Raw genomic sequence first — 14,959 nt, forward strand, 5'->3', positions numbered from 1 at the left:
GACGGCGCCCGCCGAACAGACGGTCAGCGGGCGCCACGGGTGCGCATCGTCGCCGCCCTCGCCATCACCTCGACCATCGACACTTTGTCCGCTCAACCGGAGCACGCTTGTAGGCGCATTCCCGCCGGCACCGCGACCGCTGCCTGTTGGCGCCGTCCTGTCAGGCAATGCCGGGTCCGTGATGCGACATTGGTTCGTGCACGACGGCCGGCGAACCCGGTCCATCACTTTCGGGTCGACGTGTCGCGAGGTGTGGCTGCTGATGAGCTTGTCTAGACTCGGCGGTCGCACATCTGTACCGGTCGGGAGGGTGCGTGCGTTCCGTTGAGCCAGTGAGCGTGGGGTGGGTCTTCCGCCCGGAGCGTGCCGACAACGTCGAGGAGCACGCCGGTCAGCAGGTTCGCTCGGTCGGCAGCGCGGTCGATGAGGACGGTCGGGTTGAGGTGGTTCTGAGTGACGGGACGCGTGTGCGGGCGTACCGCCACGAGGTGGTTCCCGGGTAGCGCTGCCCAACCTGTTGCTACCGCTCCTGATCCGTTGACCGCTGCCCTGGGAGGGCAGTGGTCCAGACGTATACCCACAGCGGGCCGCCGCCAGCGATTGACCGCCGAAATCCAGGGCCTTCGGGAGGAGCCAGTAAAGGTGCTGTCGTGCCCCGGTTCCGGGTGCTTCGGTGCCCCGGCTTCGCCGTAGTGAGTTCGCCGCCCTCAGCGGGCATCTGAAGCTCCGTCCACAACGGACGGTCGACCACCCGGTGGCCGCGGCACGTCTACCCGCCTCCAGCAGCGGAATCTCACCCGGCGGCTGCCGTACTGGCCTGAGGTCACTTGGCGGTGAGCTTGTCGACGTCTGGGGCGTAGACGGTCATCCAGTGCGGGTGCAGCCGGTAGAAGACCACGTCGTTGTCCCAGTCGAAGGCGCCGTCGCCGTAGAAGTCTTTCAAGTACGTGAGCAGGTCTGGCCAGTCCGCGGCAGGCTCGCTGTCCTGAGGGTTGAGGATTTCCACCGTACCGTGCGTGAACACGCCCAAGTCCTCGCCACGCATGTGCGCCGCACTGGCGGCCGGACGGGCGGCGAGGTGGCGGGCCTTGGCGGCGCTGCGCGCTGTCCCGAAATGCCACTTGCCGTGTAGGAAATGCCCGTCCACGCCGCTGATCCGCGGCTCGCCCTTCGCCGTCACGGTGGACAGGGCAAGGGTGCACATGCCGGTGAGCACCTGGGTGAGCTGTTCCGCGGTCAGGGTGCGCTCAGTGAAGATCGAGCGGAGATGCGAGGTGGAGCGGGACAGGGAGGAGTCCAGGAGGTCCTGGAGCTCTTTGAGATCTTCCGGCGTTTCGCGCATCGAGGTCCTCATCTGTTCGTAAGACCGGTTCACGTCCACCACCGACGCCGACCGGTGAAACCATGTTCGATCAAAAACCTGACACCTTGTGTCGTATTTATCGGTGGCGCCGGTGAGGATGTTTGATCACCGTGGTGCCGACGCCGCCGGGGCCGTACCGCGTCGGCGACGAAGGCCATGCTCTCGATGCTGCGAGGCGCGATGTCAGCGGGCGGTGTAGCCGCCGTCGACAGGAAGTGCGACGCCGATGACGAAGCTGGCACCAGGGCTGCACAGCCACAACACCGCAGCGGCGATTTCTTCGGCTTCGCCGAGCCGGTTGATGGGTTGGTTGGCGACGGCCTCGGCCCGGTCGAGTTCACCCTTGTCGATCATGTCGGCGACCATCGGCGTTGCGATGGTGCCAGGGCAGATAGCGTTGATCCGGATGCCGCGCGGGGCGTATTCGAGGGCGGCGCTGCGGGTAAGCCCCAGCACCCCGTGCTTGGAGGCGTGGTAGGCGGCTCGGCCGGGCAGGCCCACGAGGCCGCCGAGGGAGGAGCAGTTGACGATGGCGCCGACGCCTTGGCTGCGCATCTGGGCGAGTTCGTGTTTCATGCAGGCCCACACGCCGCGCAGGTTGACGGCGTTGACCCGGTCGAAGACCTCGGCAGGCTCATCGGCGGCATCGCTGGGCGGAACTTGAATGCCGGCATTGTTGAACGCCATGTCGAGCCGGCCGAACTCCTTGACTGTCGAGCGGACGGCGGCGGCGACGCTGGCCTCGTCGGTGACGTCGCAAGTCACGTCGAGCACCCGGTGACCGGCGGCGGCCAGAGTCTCGGTGGCGGTCTGGACGGCGGCCCGGTTGATGTCGGCGAGGGCGACCGCGGCGCCGGCCTCGGCGAAAGCGCGGGCGGTGGCCAGGCCCATGCCGGAGCTGGCACCGGTGACCAGGGCGACCTGACCGGTGAAGTCGTAGGTTGGGTTCATCGTTGCGGGTGCCCTTTCGATGAGCAGCAGGCTCGTTGGCAGGCGATCCGGCGGGTGAGCCGGGCGGGACACGCGGGGTCAGGTGGCACATCGGTGCCGGTGACGCCGGCGGCCACCTCAGTGACGCTTTCCTGCGCTTCTATGGTGAAACGGCGCAGGTCGGTGGGCAGGTAGGCACTGTCCCAGCAAACCCGGTTTCACGACCGGGTGAGGAGTTTCTGTTGAAAGGTGTACTGGCAGGTCGAGTCGTTCTGCCGCAGGCACGGCCTCCCGCACTGCCAGATCGGCCTGTTCGAGTCGTGCGCCCAGGCGCTGCGACACCTGCATGCGGTCGGACGTACTCCCTGCCCGCCGGGCACCGGAAACCGGTCGCCCTGACCGGCGACGTCCATAACCGGGGCATGTCTCGTCGCTGCGGGCCAGGTGGGAGGCGCGGGTCGGAGGCTCGCCGACGTGATCCTCGCCGGCGACGCCTTCCACGACCCCGAGGTGGCCGCGCGGACGGGGCTTTCCTACACCGCGCTGCCGACCGCGGCGCTCAGGTTCTCGTCGGTGATCCCGGCCACGGGCACCTGCCGCGCCGATGGCTGAAGGTACTGACCAACTGCCGGGCACGCGGCTTGGGCGCCGCCGAGGACGCAGAGCTCACCGAGGTCTCGGTGCTCGGCCCCGCCGGGTAGGGGTCAGCGCCCGCCGTGGCGAGCGCCCGGCCGGGCCCGGGCGGAGAAAGCCGCCGCACCGGATCGTGTCGGTGCGGTTCGTGTCGAGGTGGTCGGGGCCGGCTTGCCGCCGCGTCGGCCACGGCCGCCGTGGGCGGGCTGCGGCTCGTGTCGCGGACCAGCGGGCCGCGGTACGGGCTGGGGGACCAGCGCCCGTTCCCCCGGGGCGAGTTCGCGTAGCAGCGCGTCACCCGGGCGCAGTCGGGTGATAGTCGCCGTGATGCCCGCCTTGCGCGTCAACTCCCGCACCTCGGGCACCTGCCCGTCGGTCATCAGCGTGACGACGGTCCCGGCCGCGCCGGCCCGGGCGGTACGGCCCGAGCGGTGCAGGTACGCCTTGTGCTCCACCGGTGGGTCGGCGTGCACGACAAGAGTCACGTCGTCAACGTGGATACCCCGGGCAGCGATGTCGGTGGCGACCAGCGTGTGCACCTCCCCGTCGGAGAACGCCCGCAGGTTCCGGGTGCGCGCGGCCTGGGCCAGGTTGCCATGCAGTTCGACGGCGGTCACACCGGCCGCGACCAGCCGGCGGGTGAGAGTCTTCGCGCCTCGCTTGGTACGCGTGAACACCACGGTGCGGCCCGGCGTGGCGGTCAACTCGACCAGCACGGCGAACCGGTCCTCGGCGTGGACGTGCAGCACGTGGTGCGCCATCGCGGCGACCGGCGACAGCGTCGAGTCGACGCTGTGCACGACCGGATCGGTGAGGAACCGCCGCACCAGGACATCGACGCCGGCGTCCAGGGTGGCGGAGAACAGCAGACGCTGCCCGCCGCGCGGGGTCTGCTCCAACAGCCGCCGTACGGTGGGCAGGAAGCCGAGGTCGGCCATGTGGTCGGCCTCGTCGAGCACGGTGATCTCGACGGCGTCCAAGAGCGCGTTGCCGGACTCGACATGGTCGGCGAGCCGGCCCGGGCAGGCCACCAGGACATCGACCCCGGCGCGCAGCCCGGCGATCTGGGGTCGGGCGCCGACGCCACCGAAGATGGTCATCGCGCGAAGCGACAGCGCCTGCGCCAGCGGCGCCATCACGCTGTCGATCTGGGTGGCCAGCTCACGAGTGGGGACGAGGATCAGCGCTCGGGGGCGTCCGGCCCGCCGTGGCGTGGCGCTGGCGGCCAGGCGGGTCAGCACCGCCAGCACAAAGGCGTAGGTTTTACCCGAACCGGTGCGGCCCCGGCCGAGCACGTCCCGCCCGGCGAGCGCGTCGGGCAGGGTCGCGGCCTGGATTGGGAACGGGCGATCCACCCCGGCCGCGGCCAGCACGCGGTTCAGCGCGTCGGGCACGCCGAGGTCGGCGAAGGTGATGGAGTCGGACGAGGTGGTCTGGCGCGGGCGGCTTGCCGCCATGAAGGCTCCGAACGTCGAAGGGACGTCCCGCCCGGCGCTGACCGTTTCGGCCGCGGCATGTGGCGTGGGACATCGAACCCGGCCCCCAGTTTGGGCGGGCCGTGCTGTCAGTCTACTCGAACCCGCTGCCGGATCCCGCTGCCAGCTGACAGGCGGTGAACGAGCACCGGCGCCGGCGGGTCAGGGCGCCACGACCTGCCACTGGCGCTGTCCGTCCATCCATGCCCTGGCCAGGATCTCCGCCGACTGTCGGCCCGGGCACTGGTAGATCTTCGACCGGCCGGCGCCGCCGCCGGCTCGGGCCTCGACCTCCCACGACTCGCCGTCGGTGCGGATGTACACGTCGCGACGCCCTCGCACGGTGCGGTCGCCGTTCCACCAGTGACGCTCGGTTTTCACCCCCCGACCGTATAACACGAGCTCCGAGTGTGGAACGTTGACGATCTTGGTATCCTCCGACGCCGACGCGAGGTGACCCGAACCCGCGGCAATGATCCGCTTCCGCCACGGCGACCGGCTGGTCGTCGGGTGCGGGCGCGGCGCGGGCTGACCCGCCCCACCTCGGCGAGCCGGGGCGAGCCTGCCGACGCTCGTGGCCAAGTCGCGGCACCAGAAGCCGATGGGCGGGTGCTCGCCGTCGGCGGCTTCCTCCCTTGGCGGGGATGGCCCTTGTCTGTCCAGCCGACCGCCGGCGTCCAGCACTATGCCTCAAGTCACAGCAGATCATCTAGCGCTCGCTCAGGTGCAGCCGGCTCTGTCCGCTGCACTCCTTCCTTCGATTTGACACGGTCATGGCTAGCGGTTATCTATTGTCGGCCGATGGAGGTGTTCCTGGGTGCAGGATGTGGTGCTGGCCATGCTGGCGAAGGAGCCGGCGTACGGGTACGAGCTGCGTAGCCGGATGCGTGGCGCGCTCGGCCCGCTCGGCGAGGCGATGAACGCCGGGCAGATCTACGTGACGCTGACCCGGCTGGCGAAGGCGGGGCTGGTGACGTCGGAGCGGGCCGAGGGCCTACCGGACCGGCCCGACCGGCGGGTTTACACGCTGACTCCGGCGGGGCAGCAGCGGGTCGCCGCGTGGCTGGCCGAGGTGAGCTGGCCGAAGCCGGACCTCAGCGAGTTCCATCTCAAGCTGGTGGCCGCCGCTGCTGCCCGGCTGGCCGATCCGGTGGCACTGGTCGATGCGCAGCGGCGTGAGGTGCTGCGCCGGTTGCGGGATGCCCAGCGGGCCGCGTTGGAGCGGTCGGTGGACCCGGTCGTCGGGTTGTTGTTGGAGGGGGTCGTGTTGCGGTTGCGGGCCGACCTGGAGTGGCTGGAGGCGTGCGAGCGCATGTGGACCGATCGCGACCGGGCCGGACGGAAGGCAAAGGCATGATCGAGTTGAGCGAAGGCCGCGAGGGCATGCCCGGTGGTGCCGCGTGAGTGGATCGGCGCTGCTGCGGGCGCGCGGGGTGACCAGGTGGTACGGCCGGGAAAGTGCCCTGGTCCGCGCCGTCGACGAGGTCGATCTGGACGTGCCCGCCGGGCAGACGCTGGCGATCATAGGTCCCAGCGGCTGCGGGAAGTCGACCCTGTTGCACCTGCTGGGCGGGCTGCAACGCCCCACCGACGGCGAGATATGGCTGGCCGACCATCGGATCGACGCCATGAGCGAGCGCGCCCTGGCTCGGCTGCGGCGCGACCACGTCGGTTTCGTCTTCCAGTCGTTCCATCTCATGGACGAGCTGACCGCGGTCGAGAACGTCGAGCTGGCGGCGTTGCTGGCCGGGCAGCCTCCCCGCCGGGCCCGACGACGTGCGCTGCTCCTGCTGGATCGGGTCGGGCTCGCCGACCGTGCCGGGCATCTGCCGTCGGCGTTGTCCGGCGGGCAGCGGCAGCGGGTGGCCATCGCTCGCGCGTTGAGCAACGAGCCGCAGGTCGTGCTGGCCGACGAGCCCACCGGGAACCTGGACAGCGCGGCCACCCTGGAGGTACTGCGGCTGTTCGAGGAACTGCGGCTGGCGGGGCAGACGCTGGTGGTGGTCACCCACGATGCGCGCATCGCCGCGGTCGCCGACCGGGTGATCTCCATGCGTGACGGGTCGTTCGTCGACGACAGCCGGCTCGCCGGCACCGCCGCCGGCGCGGGCACGGTCCGTGGCGGGTGGCGCTGAGGTGGCCGGGCGTCTGCTGCTGGTGTGTCGGCTGCTGGTACGGGATCTGCGCCGGCGCCGGACCGAGACAGTCTTGCTGCTGGTCGCGATCAGCGCCGCGACCGGCACGCTGACCCTCGGCCTCGCGCTGGACGGGGCGCTCGCTCGTCCGTACGAGCGGACCCGGGCCGCCACCGCGGGCCCGGATGTGGTGGCGGTACCGGGCGCGACCGGCCCGGAGGCCCTGGCCGCCCTCGCGCCGCTGGCCACCGCGCCCGGCGTCACCGCACACAGCGGGCCGTACCCGATCGCCTATCTGATGCTGACCGCAAGCGGCAAGACCGTGCCCGCGGTCGTCCAGGGCCGGGACAACTCCCCAGCGGCGCTCGACCGGCCCGCAGTGACCGCCGGCACCTGGGTGCGCCCCGGCGGCGTGGTCATCGAGCCCACCTTCGCCAACGCCCTCGGCGTGCACATCGGCGACACCGTCGAGATCAACGGCCACCCGCTGCGGGTCGTCGGGACGGCGGTCACCGCCGCCAGAGCCGTGTACCCGCGCGCCGACTGGCGCGCCGACGCGGGCAGCCCCCTGACCGAATTCGCCGGCCTGGTCTGGGTCGACAGTAGCCAGATCAGCGCGCTGGCCGGCGCACGGCCGCTGTCGTACACGCTGAACCTGAAATTCGCCGACCCGCGGGCCGGCACCTCATTCACCCACAAGAGAACCGGCGGGATCGAATACACCAGCTGGAAGGCGATCGCCCACCAGAACGGCAGGCTGGTCGAAGCCGCACACGAGGCCCTGCTCATCGGCAGCTGGCTGCTCACCGCCCTCGCGGTGGCCAGCGTCGCCAGCATCGTCGCCGGCCGCGTCGTCGACCAGCGCCGCCGGGTAGGGCTGCTCAAGGCCGTCGGCGCCGGACCGGCCATGATCGCCACCGTCCACCTCGCCGAATACCTCGTCATCGGGCTCGCCGCCGCCGGCGCCGGCCTGGCCGCCGGCTGGCTCGCCGCACCACTGCTGACCAACCCCGGCGCCGGACTCCTCGGCGCCGTCGGCGGCCACCCGCCCGCGCTACCCACCGTTGCCGCGGCCACCGCCCTCGCCCTCGCCCTCGCCGCCGCGGCGGCCCTGGCGCCCGTGGTGCGCGCCACCACCACCGACACCGTCCACGCGCTGGCCGACGCCGCCGCGCCGCCGCGGCGCCGCCGGTGGCGCGTCTGGCTGTCCCGCCGGCTCCCCATCGCCCTGTTGATCGGAGTACGCATCAATGCCCGTCGGCCCCGCCGCGCCCGGCTCGTCACGGTGAACACCCTCGTCACCACGACCGCGCTCGTCGCCGTGCTCATGTATCAGGTGCAGGACAAGCAGGTCAAGCTGGGCGACGTGGAGTTGCCCAACCCGCAGAACGCGCGGACCAACCAGGCCGTGCTCCTCGTCATCGTCGTGCTGTGCGTCCTCGCGCTCATCAACGCCATCGTGAGCACCTGGACGGCGGTCCTCGACGCCCGGCAACCCCTGGCCGTCGCCCGCGCGCTCGGCGCCACACCCGCACAGGCCAGCACGGGCATGGCGGTGGCCCAGCTGCTTCCCGCGGTGCCCGGCGTCGTCGCCGGCGTCCCCGCCGGTGTCTGGCTGTGCCTGGTGGTCGGCCGGGGCGAGGTCCGTTACCCACCCGATTCCTGGCTGTTCGCCACCGGGTTGGGAGTCCTGCTCGCCATCGCCGCGCTCACCGCCATCCCGGCGATGGCTGCCGCACGGCGCCCGGTCGCGGACACCCTCCAGTCCACACCGACCTGACGGCCGTCAACGGCCTACCGGGCGAAGTAGGCATGGGCCCTGGCCGGCGAGGCCCCGGAGCGAAATGATTTCTATCTCTCGATGCCGTTGGTAGTGTGCTGCGGTGCCTTCCCCTCGCACCGTCCGCGCGCGACCGGGCGACCGCGTCCTGATCACCGGATCCGCGCGGCCCCCCTCCCGACGACGGCGGCCGGCGCGCTTCGGTGAACCCGGCCTCGCGTGGCTGCTGCTGCTGCCTTCGGTGGTGGTGTTCGCCCTGTTCGTGTTCTGGCCGCTCGGGCGGACCCTCTACCTGTCAGTACACGGAAACGACATCTTCGGCGCCTCGTCGGTGTACGTCGGTGGTGAGCACTACCGGGAGATGCTGTCCGCGGAGTTCGGCAAGGTGCTGGCCACCACGGCGCTGTTCACGCTCTTCTCGGTGGTGCCGGCCATCCTGGGCGCGCTCCTCGTGGTGCTGTTGCTGGAGGCGCGCATCCGCGGCGTACGGGTGCTGCGCACCGCGTTCGCGCTGCCGTTCGCGTTCTCGGTGGCGACCGCGTCGGTCATCTTCGCTGTCATCTACAACCCGGCGATCGGTGTGGCGAACGGTCTGCTCGGGTCCCTCGGGATAGACCGGGTCAACTGGCTCACCGATCCGTCGATCGCGCTGCCAGCCGTCTCCGCCGCCACGGTGTGGATGAACTTCGGTTACAACATCCTGGTGCTCTCCGCCGGAGTCGCCGCCATTTCGCCCGAGGTGGTCGAGGCGGCGCGGCTGGACGGCGCGACCGGGTGGCAACTCGCCTCGCGGATCACGGTGCCGCTGCTCTCCCCGCAGTTGTTCTTCCTCGTGGTGGTCTCCACGATCCATGCGCTGCAGAGCTTCGGGCAGATCCACATCCTGACCAAGGGTGGACCGGACCAGGCCACCACCACCCTGGTCTACTCGATCTACGAGAAGGCGTTTGCCTTCGGTTCATCGGACTTCGGGGCGGCCAGCGCTCAGGCCGTCGTGCTGCTGGTCATCATGCTCGCCTGCACGGCCGTCCAGTTCGGCATCCTCGAACGGCGGGTGCACTACCGGTGAAGAAACTCAGCCTCGGACAGGTCGTCGTCTACGTGGTGCTCGGCCTGGCCGCGATCCCCGTCCTGTTCCCGGTCTACTACGGCTTCGTCGGCGCCGTCATGGGCCCCGGTGACCTCGCGACCTACCCGCCCGCGCTGGTGCCGAGCGGGTTGCACTGGCAGAACATCACCGATGTGTTCCGCTCGGTGCCGCTCGGCCGCTTCTACCTCAACTCCGCCGTCCAGGCGGGCGTCATCTCCCTGGCTCAGATCGTCACCAGCATCCTCGCCGCGTACGCCTTCGCGTTCCTTCGCCTGCCCGCGAAGGCGGCGACGTTCGGGCTGTTCCTCGCCACCCTCATGGTGCCGTGGGAAGCCATCATCATTCCCAACTACCTGGCCATCTCCGGGTGGGGGCTGGCGCGGGGCGGCCTGACGTACCTCGGCCTCGTCCTGCCGTTCCTGGCCTCGGCGTTCGGCACGTTCCTGCTGCGCCAGGCGTTCCTGCAGTTTCCGACCGAGCTGCGCGACGCCGCGGTGATCGACGGCTGCGGTCACTGGCGCCTGTTGTGGCAGGTGATCGTGCCGCTGTCCAAGCCCTCGATCGCCGCGGTCGGGGTGTACGTCTTCCTCTCCGCGTGGAACCAGTACTTCTGGCCGCTGATCCTGATCCGGGACACGGAGTACCAGACCCTTCAGATCGGCATCTCCCAGCTCAACGACGCCGAGGCGGCGCAGCCGGGTCTCGTCCTCGCCGGCGTCGCGCTCTCCCTGCTCCCCACGCTGGCCGTTGTGATCTTCGGTCAGCGGTACATCGTCCGCGGGCTGACCGCTGGCGCGCTCCGCTGAACCTCCCGGAAGGAGAACCAATGACACGACCTCGGCTGCGCCGGACCGTCACGACGTTCGTCGCCCTCGTCGCTGCCGCCGCGCTGACAGCGTGCGGCGACTCCGGATCCGGCACCGACGGCGGAAAGGATGCCCTGGAGGCGCCCGGCGCCGAGGTGTTGGACGAGGGCAAGACCACCATCGAGTTCTGGCACGCGATGAAGGGCCCCAACGCCGCCGCGGTCGACCAGCTCGTCGCCGACTTCAACGCGCAGAGCGGGGGCAAGGTCGAGGTCAAGGCCGTCTTCCAGGGCAACTACGACGAGACGATCGCGAAGTACAAGGCGTCGGTCCAGCAGAAGAGCACGCCGGCGCTGGTGCAGATCTACGACATCGGCACCCGCTTCATGGTCGACTCGAAGCAGGTCGTGCCGGTGCACAAGTTCATCGAGAAGGACGGCTTCGACGCGGCCGACATCGAGCCGAACATCGCCAGCTACTACTCGATCGACGGCAAGCTGTGGTCGATGCCGTTCAACTCCTCGACGCCCCTGCTCTACCTGAACAAGGAGGCCTTCGAACGGGCGGGCCTCGACCCGACGAAGCCGCCGAAGGACCTCACCGAGATCGGCGAGCTGGCGAAGAAGCTGACGGTCAAGGACGCCAGCGGCAAGACCGTTCAGTACGGCTTCGGCGCCGCGATCTACGGCTGGCTGCTGGAGCAGTTGCTCGCCACCGACGGCAAGGAGTACTGCGACAACAGCAACGGACGCAAGGGCCTGGCATCGAAGGTGCAGTTCGACCAGGAGACCGCCGTGCGCGTTGCGCAGTGGTGGACGGACCTGGTGAAGGGCGGCTACGCGACCAACACGGGCCGCAAGACGGACGACGCCCAGGCGGCCTTCAAGGCGGGTACGGTCGCCATGCATCTGGAGTCGACCAGCGTGCTGCGCGGGTACGTCGACGCGGCGAAGGGCAAGTTCACGGTGCTCACCGCCCCATACCCGAAGGTGAGCAGCTCCTCCACCGGTGGTCCGATCATCGGTGGCGCGTCCCTGTGGATCAACGGCGTCGGCCACAGCGCGAAGGAGAAGCGGGCCGCCTGGGAGTTCGTGAAGTTCGCTGCCAACCCCGTCGAGCAGGCCAAGTGGCACACCGGTACCGGCTACGTGCCGATCAACGCGAAGGCCCTCGATGAGCAGATCGACAAGGACTGGATGGCGCAGTTCCCCCAGTTCCGCACCGCCGTCGACCAGCTGCACGCGCTGCCGCCGTCGATCGCGTCGGCCGGCTGCCTGCTCGGCGTGATGCCGCAGGCTCGCAAGGCGTCCGAGGACGGGCTGGAGGCGGCGATCGTCGGTAGCAAGCCGGCCGACCAGGCGATGAAGGACGCCGCGGCGAGCGTGCAGGGCGCCGTCGACAGTTACAACAAGTCGGTTAGCTGACCAGCGCGTCGGCACGGAGGAGCCCGGTGATCGGGAAGGGCCAGCTCAACGGGAGCTGGCCCTTCCCGAGGTGGGTGCCGGGTTTCGGGTCGTGCTGCAGCCGTACGAGGACGTCGGGAAAATCGGTGATGATCGCGTCCACGCCGAGCGCCGTCCGGCCGGTCCGGCACGACCAACCCAGACCCGCCGGCGGCGCTACCACCGGAGGTCGCGGCCCGGTTCCCGTACCTCGCGGAGGTCGCCACAGCGGCGTCCCACGACAACGAGTCGGTCGTGGGGCAGGGCTGCGACGACCAGTTCGAGTTCGCGCTGGACCTGCTGCTGGACGGCATCGAACGGCTGCACCAGCAAGGCTGGACGTCGTCGTGCCGACCCCGGTGAGACGGCCTTAAAGCACGTTTGCGCACCATGAGCTGCCCCTTGCAGGCATGTGGGCGGCTGCGCGACAGGGCCGCAGGCGACGAGCAGCGCCGCGTGGAAACCCGGACGATGTGCGGATAATAAATCGACGGCAGTCTAAGTCTCCGCTCCGCCCCGGTCAACCGACCGGTTCGGACTGACCTCGGGTCAGGCCGTGAGGTGTGCGAGCTCGGCCGAGTTCGCCGGCCGTGATCCTCGTGCGGGCCGCCGGGTAACCGGGCAGCCCGCACGAGGACCGACTGGTGTGATCGTCAGTGGCAGTTGTTGGTGCCCCGGTCGGTGTAGGACTTACCGGACTCCGGAACGAACTCCCAGTCGTAACTGCTGGCGTGCAGGGTGAACTTCAGAACCCCGTACGTGTCGCTGTTGCGTGCCTCGCTGTTCGGCTGGATGGTGCCGAAGCCGTAGTGGCCGGCGCCGCCCATGCCGGCGACGAACGCCCGGATGCCACGGGCGGTGTCCAGACCGCCGGTGGGGTTCTGCGGGGCGAACCGCTCGTACTGGTGGTTGTGCCCCCACACCACGACCTCGGCGTTGTGGTCGTACAGCGCCTGGTAGAGCGGGCGGGTCGCGGTGGACGGGCCATGGCTGGCGCCCGAGGTGAACAGCGGGTGGTGCCAGTAGGCGAGAGTGCACGGCTTGGTGCTGGCCGCCAGGTCCGCCCGCAGCCACTGCTCCTGCGCGGAGCCGACGGACATGCTGACGTTGGAGTTGAGCGTCACCACATGCCAGTTGCCGAGGTCGTAGGAGTAGTAGCCCCGCCCGGACGGGCCGGCGTTGGCGCCGAAGTAGCCGTAGTAGCCGGTGGCACCGGAGGTGTTGTAGTCGTGGTTGCCGGGGGTCGGTCGCGTGCGGGCCTTGTGCCGGCCCCAGGTCGGCTCGTAGTAGGTGTTGAACTCGGTGGTCGTACCGTTGGAGTAGACGTTGTCGCCGGTGGTGAAGACCGTCCCGGAGATGCGGTCCAGCAGGGCGGCGGTGGCGGTGTCTCCCGAGCCGGAATCCGCGATGTCGCCCGCGCCCACCAGCACCGGATCGCTGCTCGACGTGCCGGTCGTCACGACCAACTGCGGTGCCGTGGCGCCGGACTCGCGGGAGTCGTAGTCGGCGCCGTCGCTGCTCGACGAGGTCACGCCGATGCTGAAGGTGCCGTTGCCGGCCACCAACCGGGTCACGTCCACCTCGTACCAGGCGTTGCGAGCGACGCCGCCGAGCGAACCCAGGGTCACCCCGTCGATGGCGGGCTGGTTGTTCCAGGTGACCCCGGTCTCCGACCAGGTGGTGCTGGTCATGGCCCGGAAGGTGCCGCCGCTCGGGCTTTCGGCACCCACCACGTCGTCGGTGTGGATGCGGAGTCGAGCGCTGGTCACCGGCTCGGTCAGGCCGCTGACCGAGAAGCGCAGGAACATCCGCTTCACGGGCGAGTTGTCGACACCCAGTTGTGAGCTGGTGCCGTAGTTGGTCGAGGCGGCGCTGCTGTCCACATACGCGTCGGCAACGGGGGCGAAGGTGGCCGTGGCGGCGGCTGCCGGGCCGGCCGCGGTCAGCACCGTCCCTGCGGTGACGGCAGTTAGCACGGCCGTGGCCGCGGCGGTCGCGGCCAGCCGGAATCGGCAGGTACCCATAGTGATCCCTTCTCCCGGGGGGCGGCTTTCCCGGGTCAACTGATCGACGAATGTAATGATCCGCCGAAACGGCAGGGGCGCGATCGGATGAACGGTGGGCATGTCGTGGGTTAGCTGTTCGTCCGTACGCCCGACGTGCTCCGCGTCTCGCGGGGACGACTCCGGCCCTGCTGCCAAGTAGTCCCTGCCCACTTGTTCGATTGAAGGAAACTTTCGCGCGATCCCTTGCGCGCGCCAATGCTTGCCGTCGACAGTCTGGGTCGTCACCGGCCTTCGACAACTGTCGATGCGCTTTCCCCGGTGGGCAGCTGAGGAGGAAGCATGGCACCCGTCGTCCCCCGCCGCAGAAGCCGCCTCGTCGCACTCGCGATCGCCGTCCTCGGCGGCCTGGCACCGGCCGTGCTGTGGGCACTGCCCGCGCAGGCGGCCGCCCCGCTCTACACCGCCCTGGGCGACTCGTACGCCTCGGGCGTCGGCACCCGCAGTTACTACTCCGACGGCAGCAGCTGTTACCGCTCGCCGTACGCGTACCCGGTCCTCGACGCGACCCAGATCGGCGCCAGCCTCACCTTTGCCGCCTGCTCCGGCGCGAAGGTCGCCGACGTGTCCAACAACCAGCTCGGCAGCCTCAGCTCGTCGACCAGCTACGTCACGCTCACCGTCGGCGGCAACGACGCCGGATTCTCCTCCGTCATCACGCAGTGCGCCAAGCCCTGGCCGTACACCTGCTGGGGTGACATCGACAACGCCAACAACTACATCCGGAACACCCTGCCCGGCACCCTGGACGCGCTCTACAACAAGATCCGCTCACGGGCACCGTACGCCCGAGTGGTGATCGTCGGATATCCGCGCCTGTTCAACGAGAGCGACTGCCAGTCGCTGGCCCGGATCAGCCCGGGGGAGCAGGCGGCACTGAACGACACCGCCGATCTGCTCAACGAGACCATCAAGGCCCGGGCCGTCACGCACTCGTTCCGGTTCGTGGACCCGCGAACGGCGTTCACCGGGCACGCTGTCTGCGACTCCATCGAATGGCTCAACGGACTGTCGGACCCGATCACGGAGTCCTACCACCCGAACCGCGCCGGCCAGTCGAGCGGGTACGCCCCACTGGTCAAGAACGCCATGCTCAGCACCATGACGGCGGCCGCCGGCAAGGCATAGACTGCGGGCTGGTTCGTCTTCGTCGAGGGCCTGCTCGGCAGAGCGCAGACGCCGTTGCCGTTCTCCGCGTTCCTCAGCGCCGGCTCCGGCGATCCACGCGGCCTGCTGCTCGCC

The 14,959-nt window shown here is 69.8% G+C and carries 15 protein-coding genes and 1 pseudogene; 10 read left to right on the forward strand and 6 right to left on the reverse strand.

Annotated elements, in window-relative coordinates; genetic code table 11:
* The first annotated feature begins 314 nt into the window (after window positions 1-314).
* A complete protein-coding gene (locus ABZ570_RS01245) occupies window positions 315-503 on the forward strand; it encodes a hypothetical protein (RefSeq protein WP_358055439.1) in 189 nt (62 codons plus the stop codon).
* Window positions 504-823: 320 nt separating this feature from the next.
* Here ABZ570_RS01245 and ABZ570_RS01250 read toward each other — a convergent pair whose 3' ends face one another.
* Together ABZ570_RS01250 and ABZ570_RS01255 are read right to left on the reverse strand one after the other, a co-directional pair.
* A complete protein-coding gene (locus ABZ570_RS01250; RefSeq protein ID WP_358055441.1) occupies window positions 824-1,342 on the reverse strand; it encodes a pyridoxamine 5'-phosphate oxidase family protein in 519 nt (172 codons plus the stop codon).
* A 204-nt stretch (window positions 1,343-1,546) separates the two neighbouring features.
* A complete protein-coding gene (locus ABZ570_RS01255) occupies window positions 1,547-2,386 on the reverse strand; it encodes a glucose 1-dehydrogenase (protein ID WP_358055443.1) in 840 nt (279 codons plus the stop codon).
* A 381-nt stretch (window positions 2,387-2,767) separates the two neighbouring features.
* Here ABZ570_RS01255 and ABZ570_RS01260 point away from each other — a divergent pair, with 381 nt between their 5' ends.
* Window positions 2,768-2,905: a hypothetical protein gene (locus ABZ570_RS01260; protein WP_358055445.1), complete on the forward strand. Its 138-nt coding sequence runs from the start codon at window positions 2,768-2,770 to the stop codon at window positions 2,903-2,905.
* A 92-nt stretch (window positions 2,906-2,997) separates the two neighbouring features.
* On the opposite strand, the gene ABZ570_RS01265 is transcribed toward ABZ570_RS01260, so the two are convergent.
* Both ABZ570_RS01265 and ABZ570_RS01270 read right to left on the reverse strand, forming a co-directional pair.
* Entirely contained in the window at window positions 2,998-4,383 is a 1,386-nt protein-coding gene (locus ABZ570_RS01265; RefSeq protein ID WP_358055447.1) for a DEAD/DEAH box helicase, read from the reverse strand.
* 180 nt (window positions 4,384-4,563) lie between these two features.
* Window positions 4,564-4,782, reverse strand: coding sequence for a hypothetical protein (locus ABZ570_RS01270; RefSeq protein ID WP_358055449.1), 219 nt, complete (start codon window positions 4,780-4,782; stop codon window positions 4,564-4,566).
* A gap of 436 nt (window positions 4,783-5,218) precedes the next feature.
* On the opposite strand from ABZ570_RS01270, the gene ABZ570_RS01275 reads away from it, so the two are divergent.
* The 6 genes from ABZ570_RS01275 (at window position 5,219) to ABZ570_RS01300 (ending at window position 11,636) form a co-directional block, all read left to right on the forward strand.
* On the forward strand, window positions 5,219-5,758 hold the full coding sequence (locus tag ABZ570_RS01275; protein WP_358055451.1) for a PadR family transcriptional regulator: 540 nt from the start codon (window positions 5,219-5,221) through the stop codon (window positions 5,756-5,758).
* Between the two features lie 43 nt (window positions 5,759-5,801).
* Window positions 5,802-6,536 (forward strand): ABC transporter ATP-binding protein, encoded by a 735-nt coding sequence (locus ABZ570_RS01280; RefSeq protein WP_358055455.1) that lies wholly within the window; start codon window positions 5,802-5,804, stop codon window positions 6,534-6,536.
* Window position 6,537: 1 nt separating this feature from the next.
* Window positions 6,538-8,316, forward strand: coding sequence for an FtsX-like permease family protein (locus ABZ570_RS01285; RefSeq protein WP_358055457.1), 1,779 nt, complete (start codon window positions 6,538-6,540; stop codon window positions 8,314-8,316).
* A gap of 103 nt (window positions 8,317-8,419) precedes the next feature.
* Window positions 8,420-9,385, forward strand: coding sequence for a sugar ABC transporter permease (locus ABZ570_RS01290; RefSeq protein WP_358055459.1), 966 nt, complete (start codon window positions 8,420-8,422; stop codon window positions 9,383-9,385).
* Window positions 9,382-10,212 carry a carbohydrate ABC transporter permease gene (locus tag ABZ570_RS01295; protein WP_358055461.1) on the forward strand — a complete coding sequence of 277 codons (831 nt, stop codon included), beginning with the start codon at window positions 9,382-9,384 and terminating at the stop codon, window positions 10,210-10,212. The genes ABZ570_RS01290 and ABZ570_RS01295 overlap by 4 nt, the downstream gene beginning before the upstream one ends.
* Before the next feature lie 20 nt (window positions 10,213-10,232).
* Complete coding sequence (locus ABZ570_RS01300) at window positions 10,233-11,636, forward strand: ABC transporter substrate-binding protein (protein ID WP_358055463.1); 1,404 nt, start codon at window positions 10,233-10,235, stop codon at window positions 11,634-11,636.
* On the opposite strand, the gene ABZ570_RS01305 is transcribed toward ABZ570_RS01300, so the two are convergent.
* Window positions 11,629-11,778, reverse strand: coding sequence for a hypothetical protein (locus ABZ570_RS01305; RefSeq protein ID WP_358055465.1), 150 nt, complete (start codon window positions 11,776-11,778; stop codon window positions 11,629-11,631). The two genes, ABZ570_RS01300 and ABZ570_RS01305, sit on opposite strands and share 8 nt — an antisense overlap.
* A gap of 11 nt (window positions 11,779-11,789) precedes the next feature.
* Here ABZ570_RS01305 and ABZ570_RS01310 point away from each other — a divergent pair.
* Window positions 11,790-12,017: pseudogene (locus tag ABZ570_RS01310) on the forward strand (TetR/AcrR family transcriptional regulator C-terminal domain-containing protein); the annotation flags it as partial.
* Window positions 12,018-12,307: 290 nt separating this feature from the next.
* Here the strand turns inward: ABZ570_RS01310 and ABZ570_RS01315 are convergent.
* Complete coding sequence (locus ABZ570_RS01315) at window positions 12,308-13,678, reverse strand: DNRLRE domain-containing protein (protein WP_358055467.1); 1,371 nt, start codon at window positions 13,676-13,678, stop codon at window positions 12,308-12,310.
* Window positions 13,679-13,999: 321 nt separating this feature from the next.
* On the opposite strand from ABZ570_RS01315, the gene ABZ570_RS01320 reads away from it, so the two are divergent.
* The gene (locus ABZ570_RS01320; RefSeq protein WP_358055469.1) at window positions 14,000-14,845 is read left to right on the forward strand and encodes an SGNH/GDSL hydrolase family protein; all 846 of its coding nucleotides are present in this window, start codon (window positions 14,000-14,002) and stop codon (window positions 14,843-14,845) included.
* Window positions 14,846-14,959 lie beyond the last annotated feature (114 nt).

This window comes from Micromonospora sp. NPDC007271, assembly GCF_040634005.1.
Lineage (GTDB): Bacteria > Actinomycetota > Actinomycetes > Mycobacteriales > Micromonosporaceae > Micromonospora.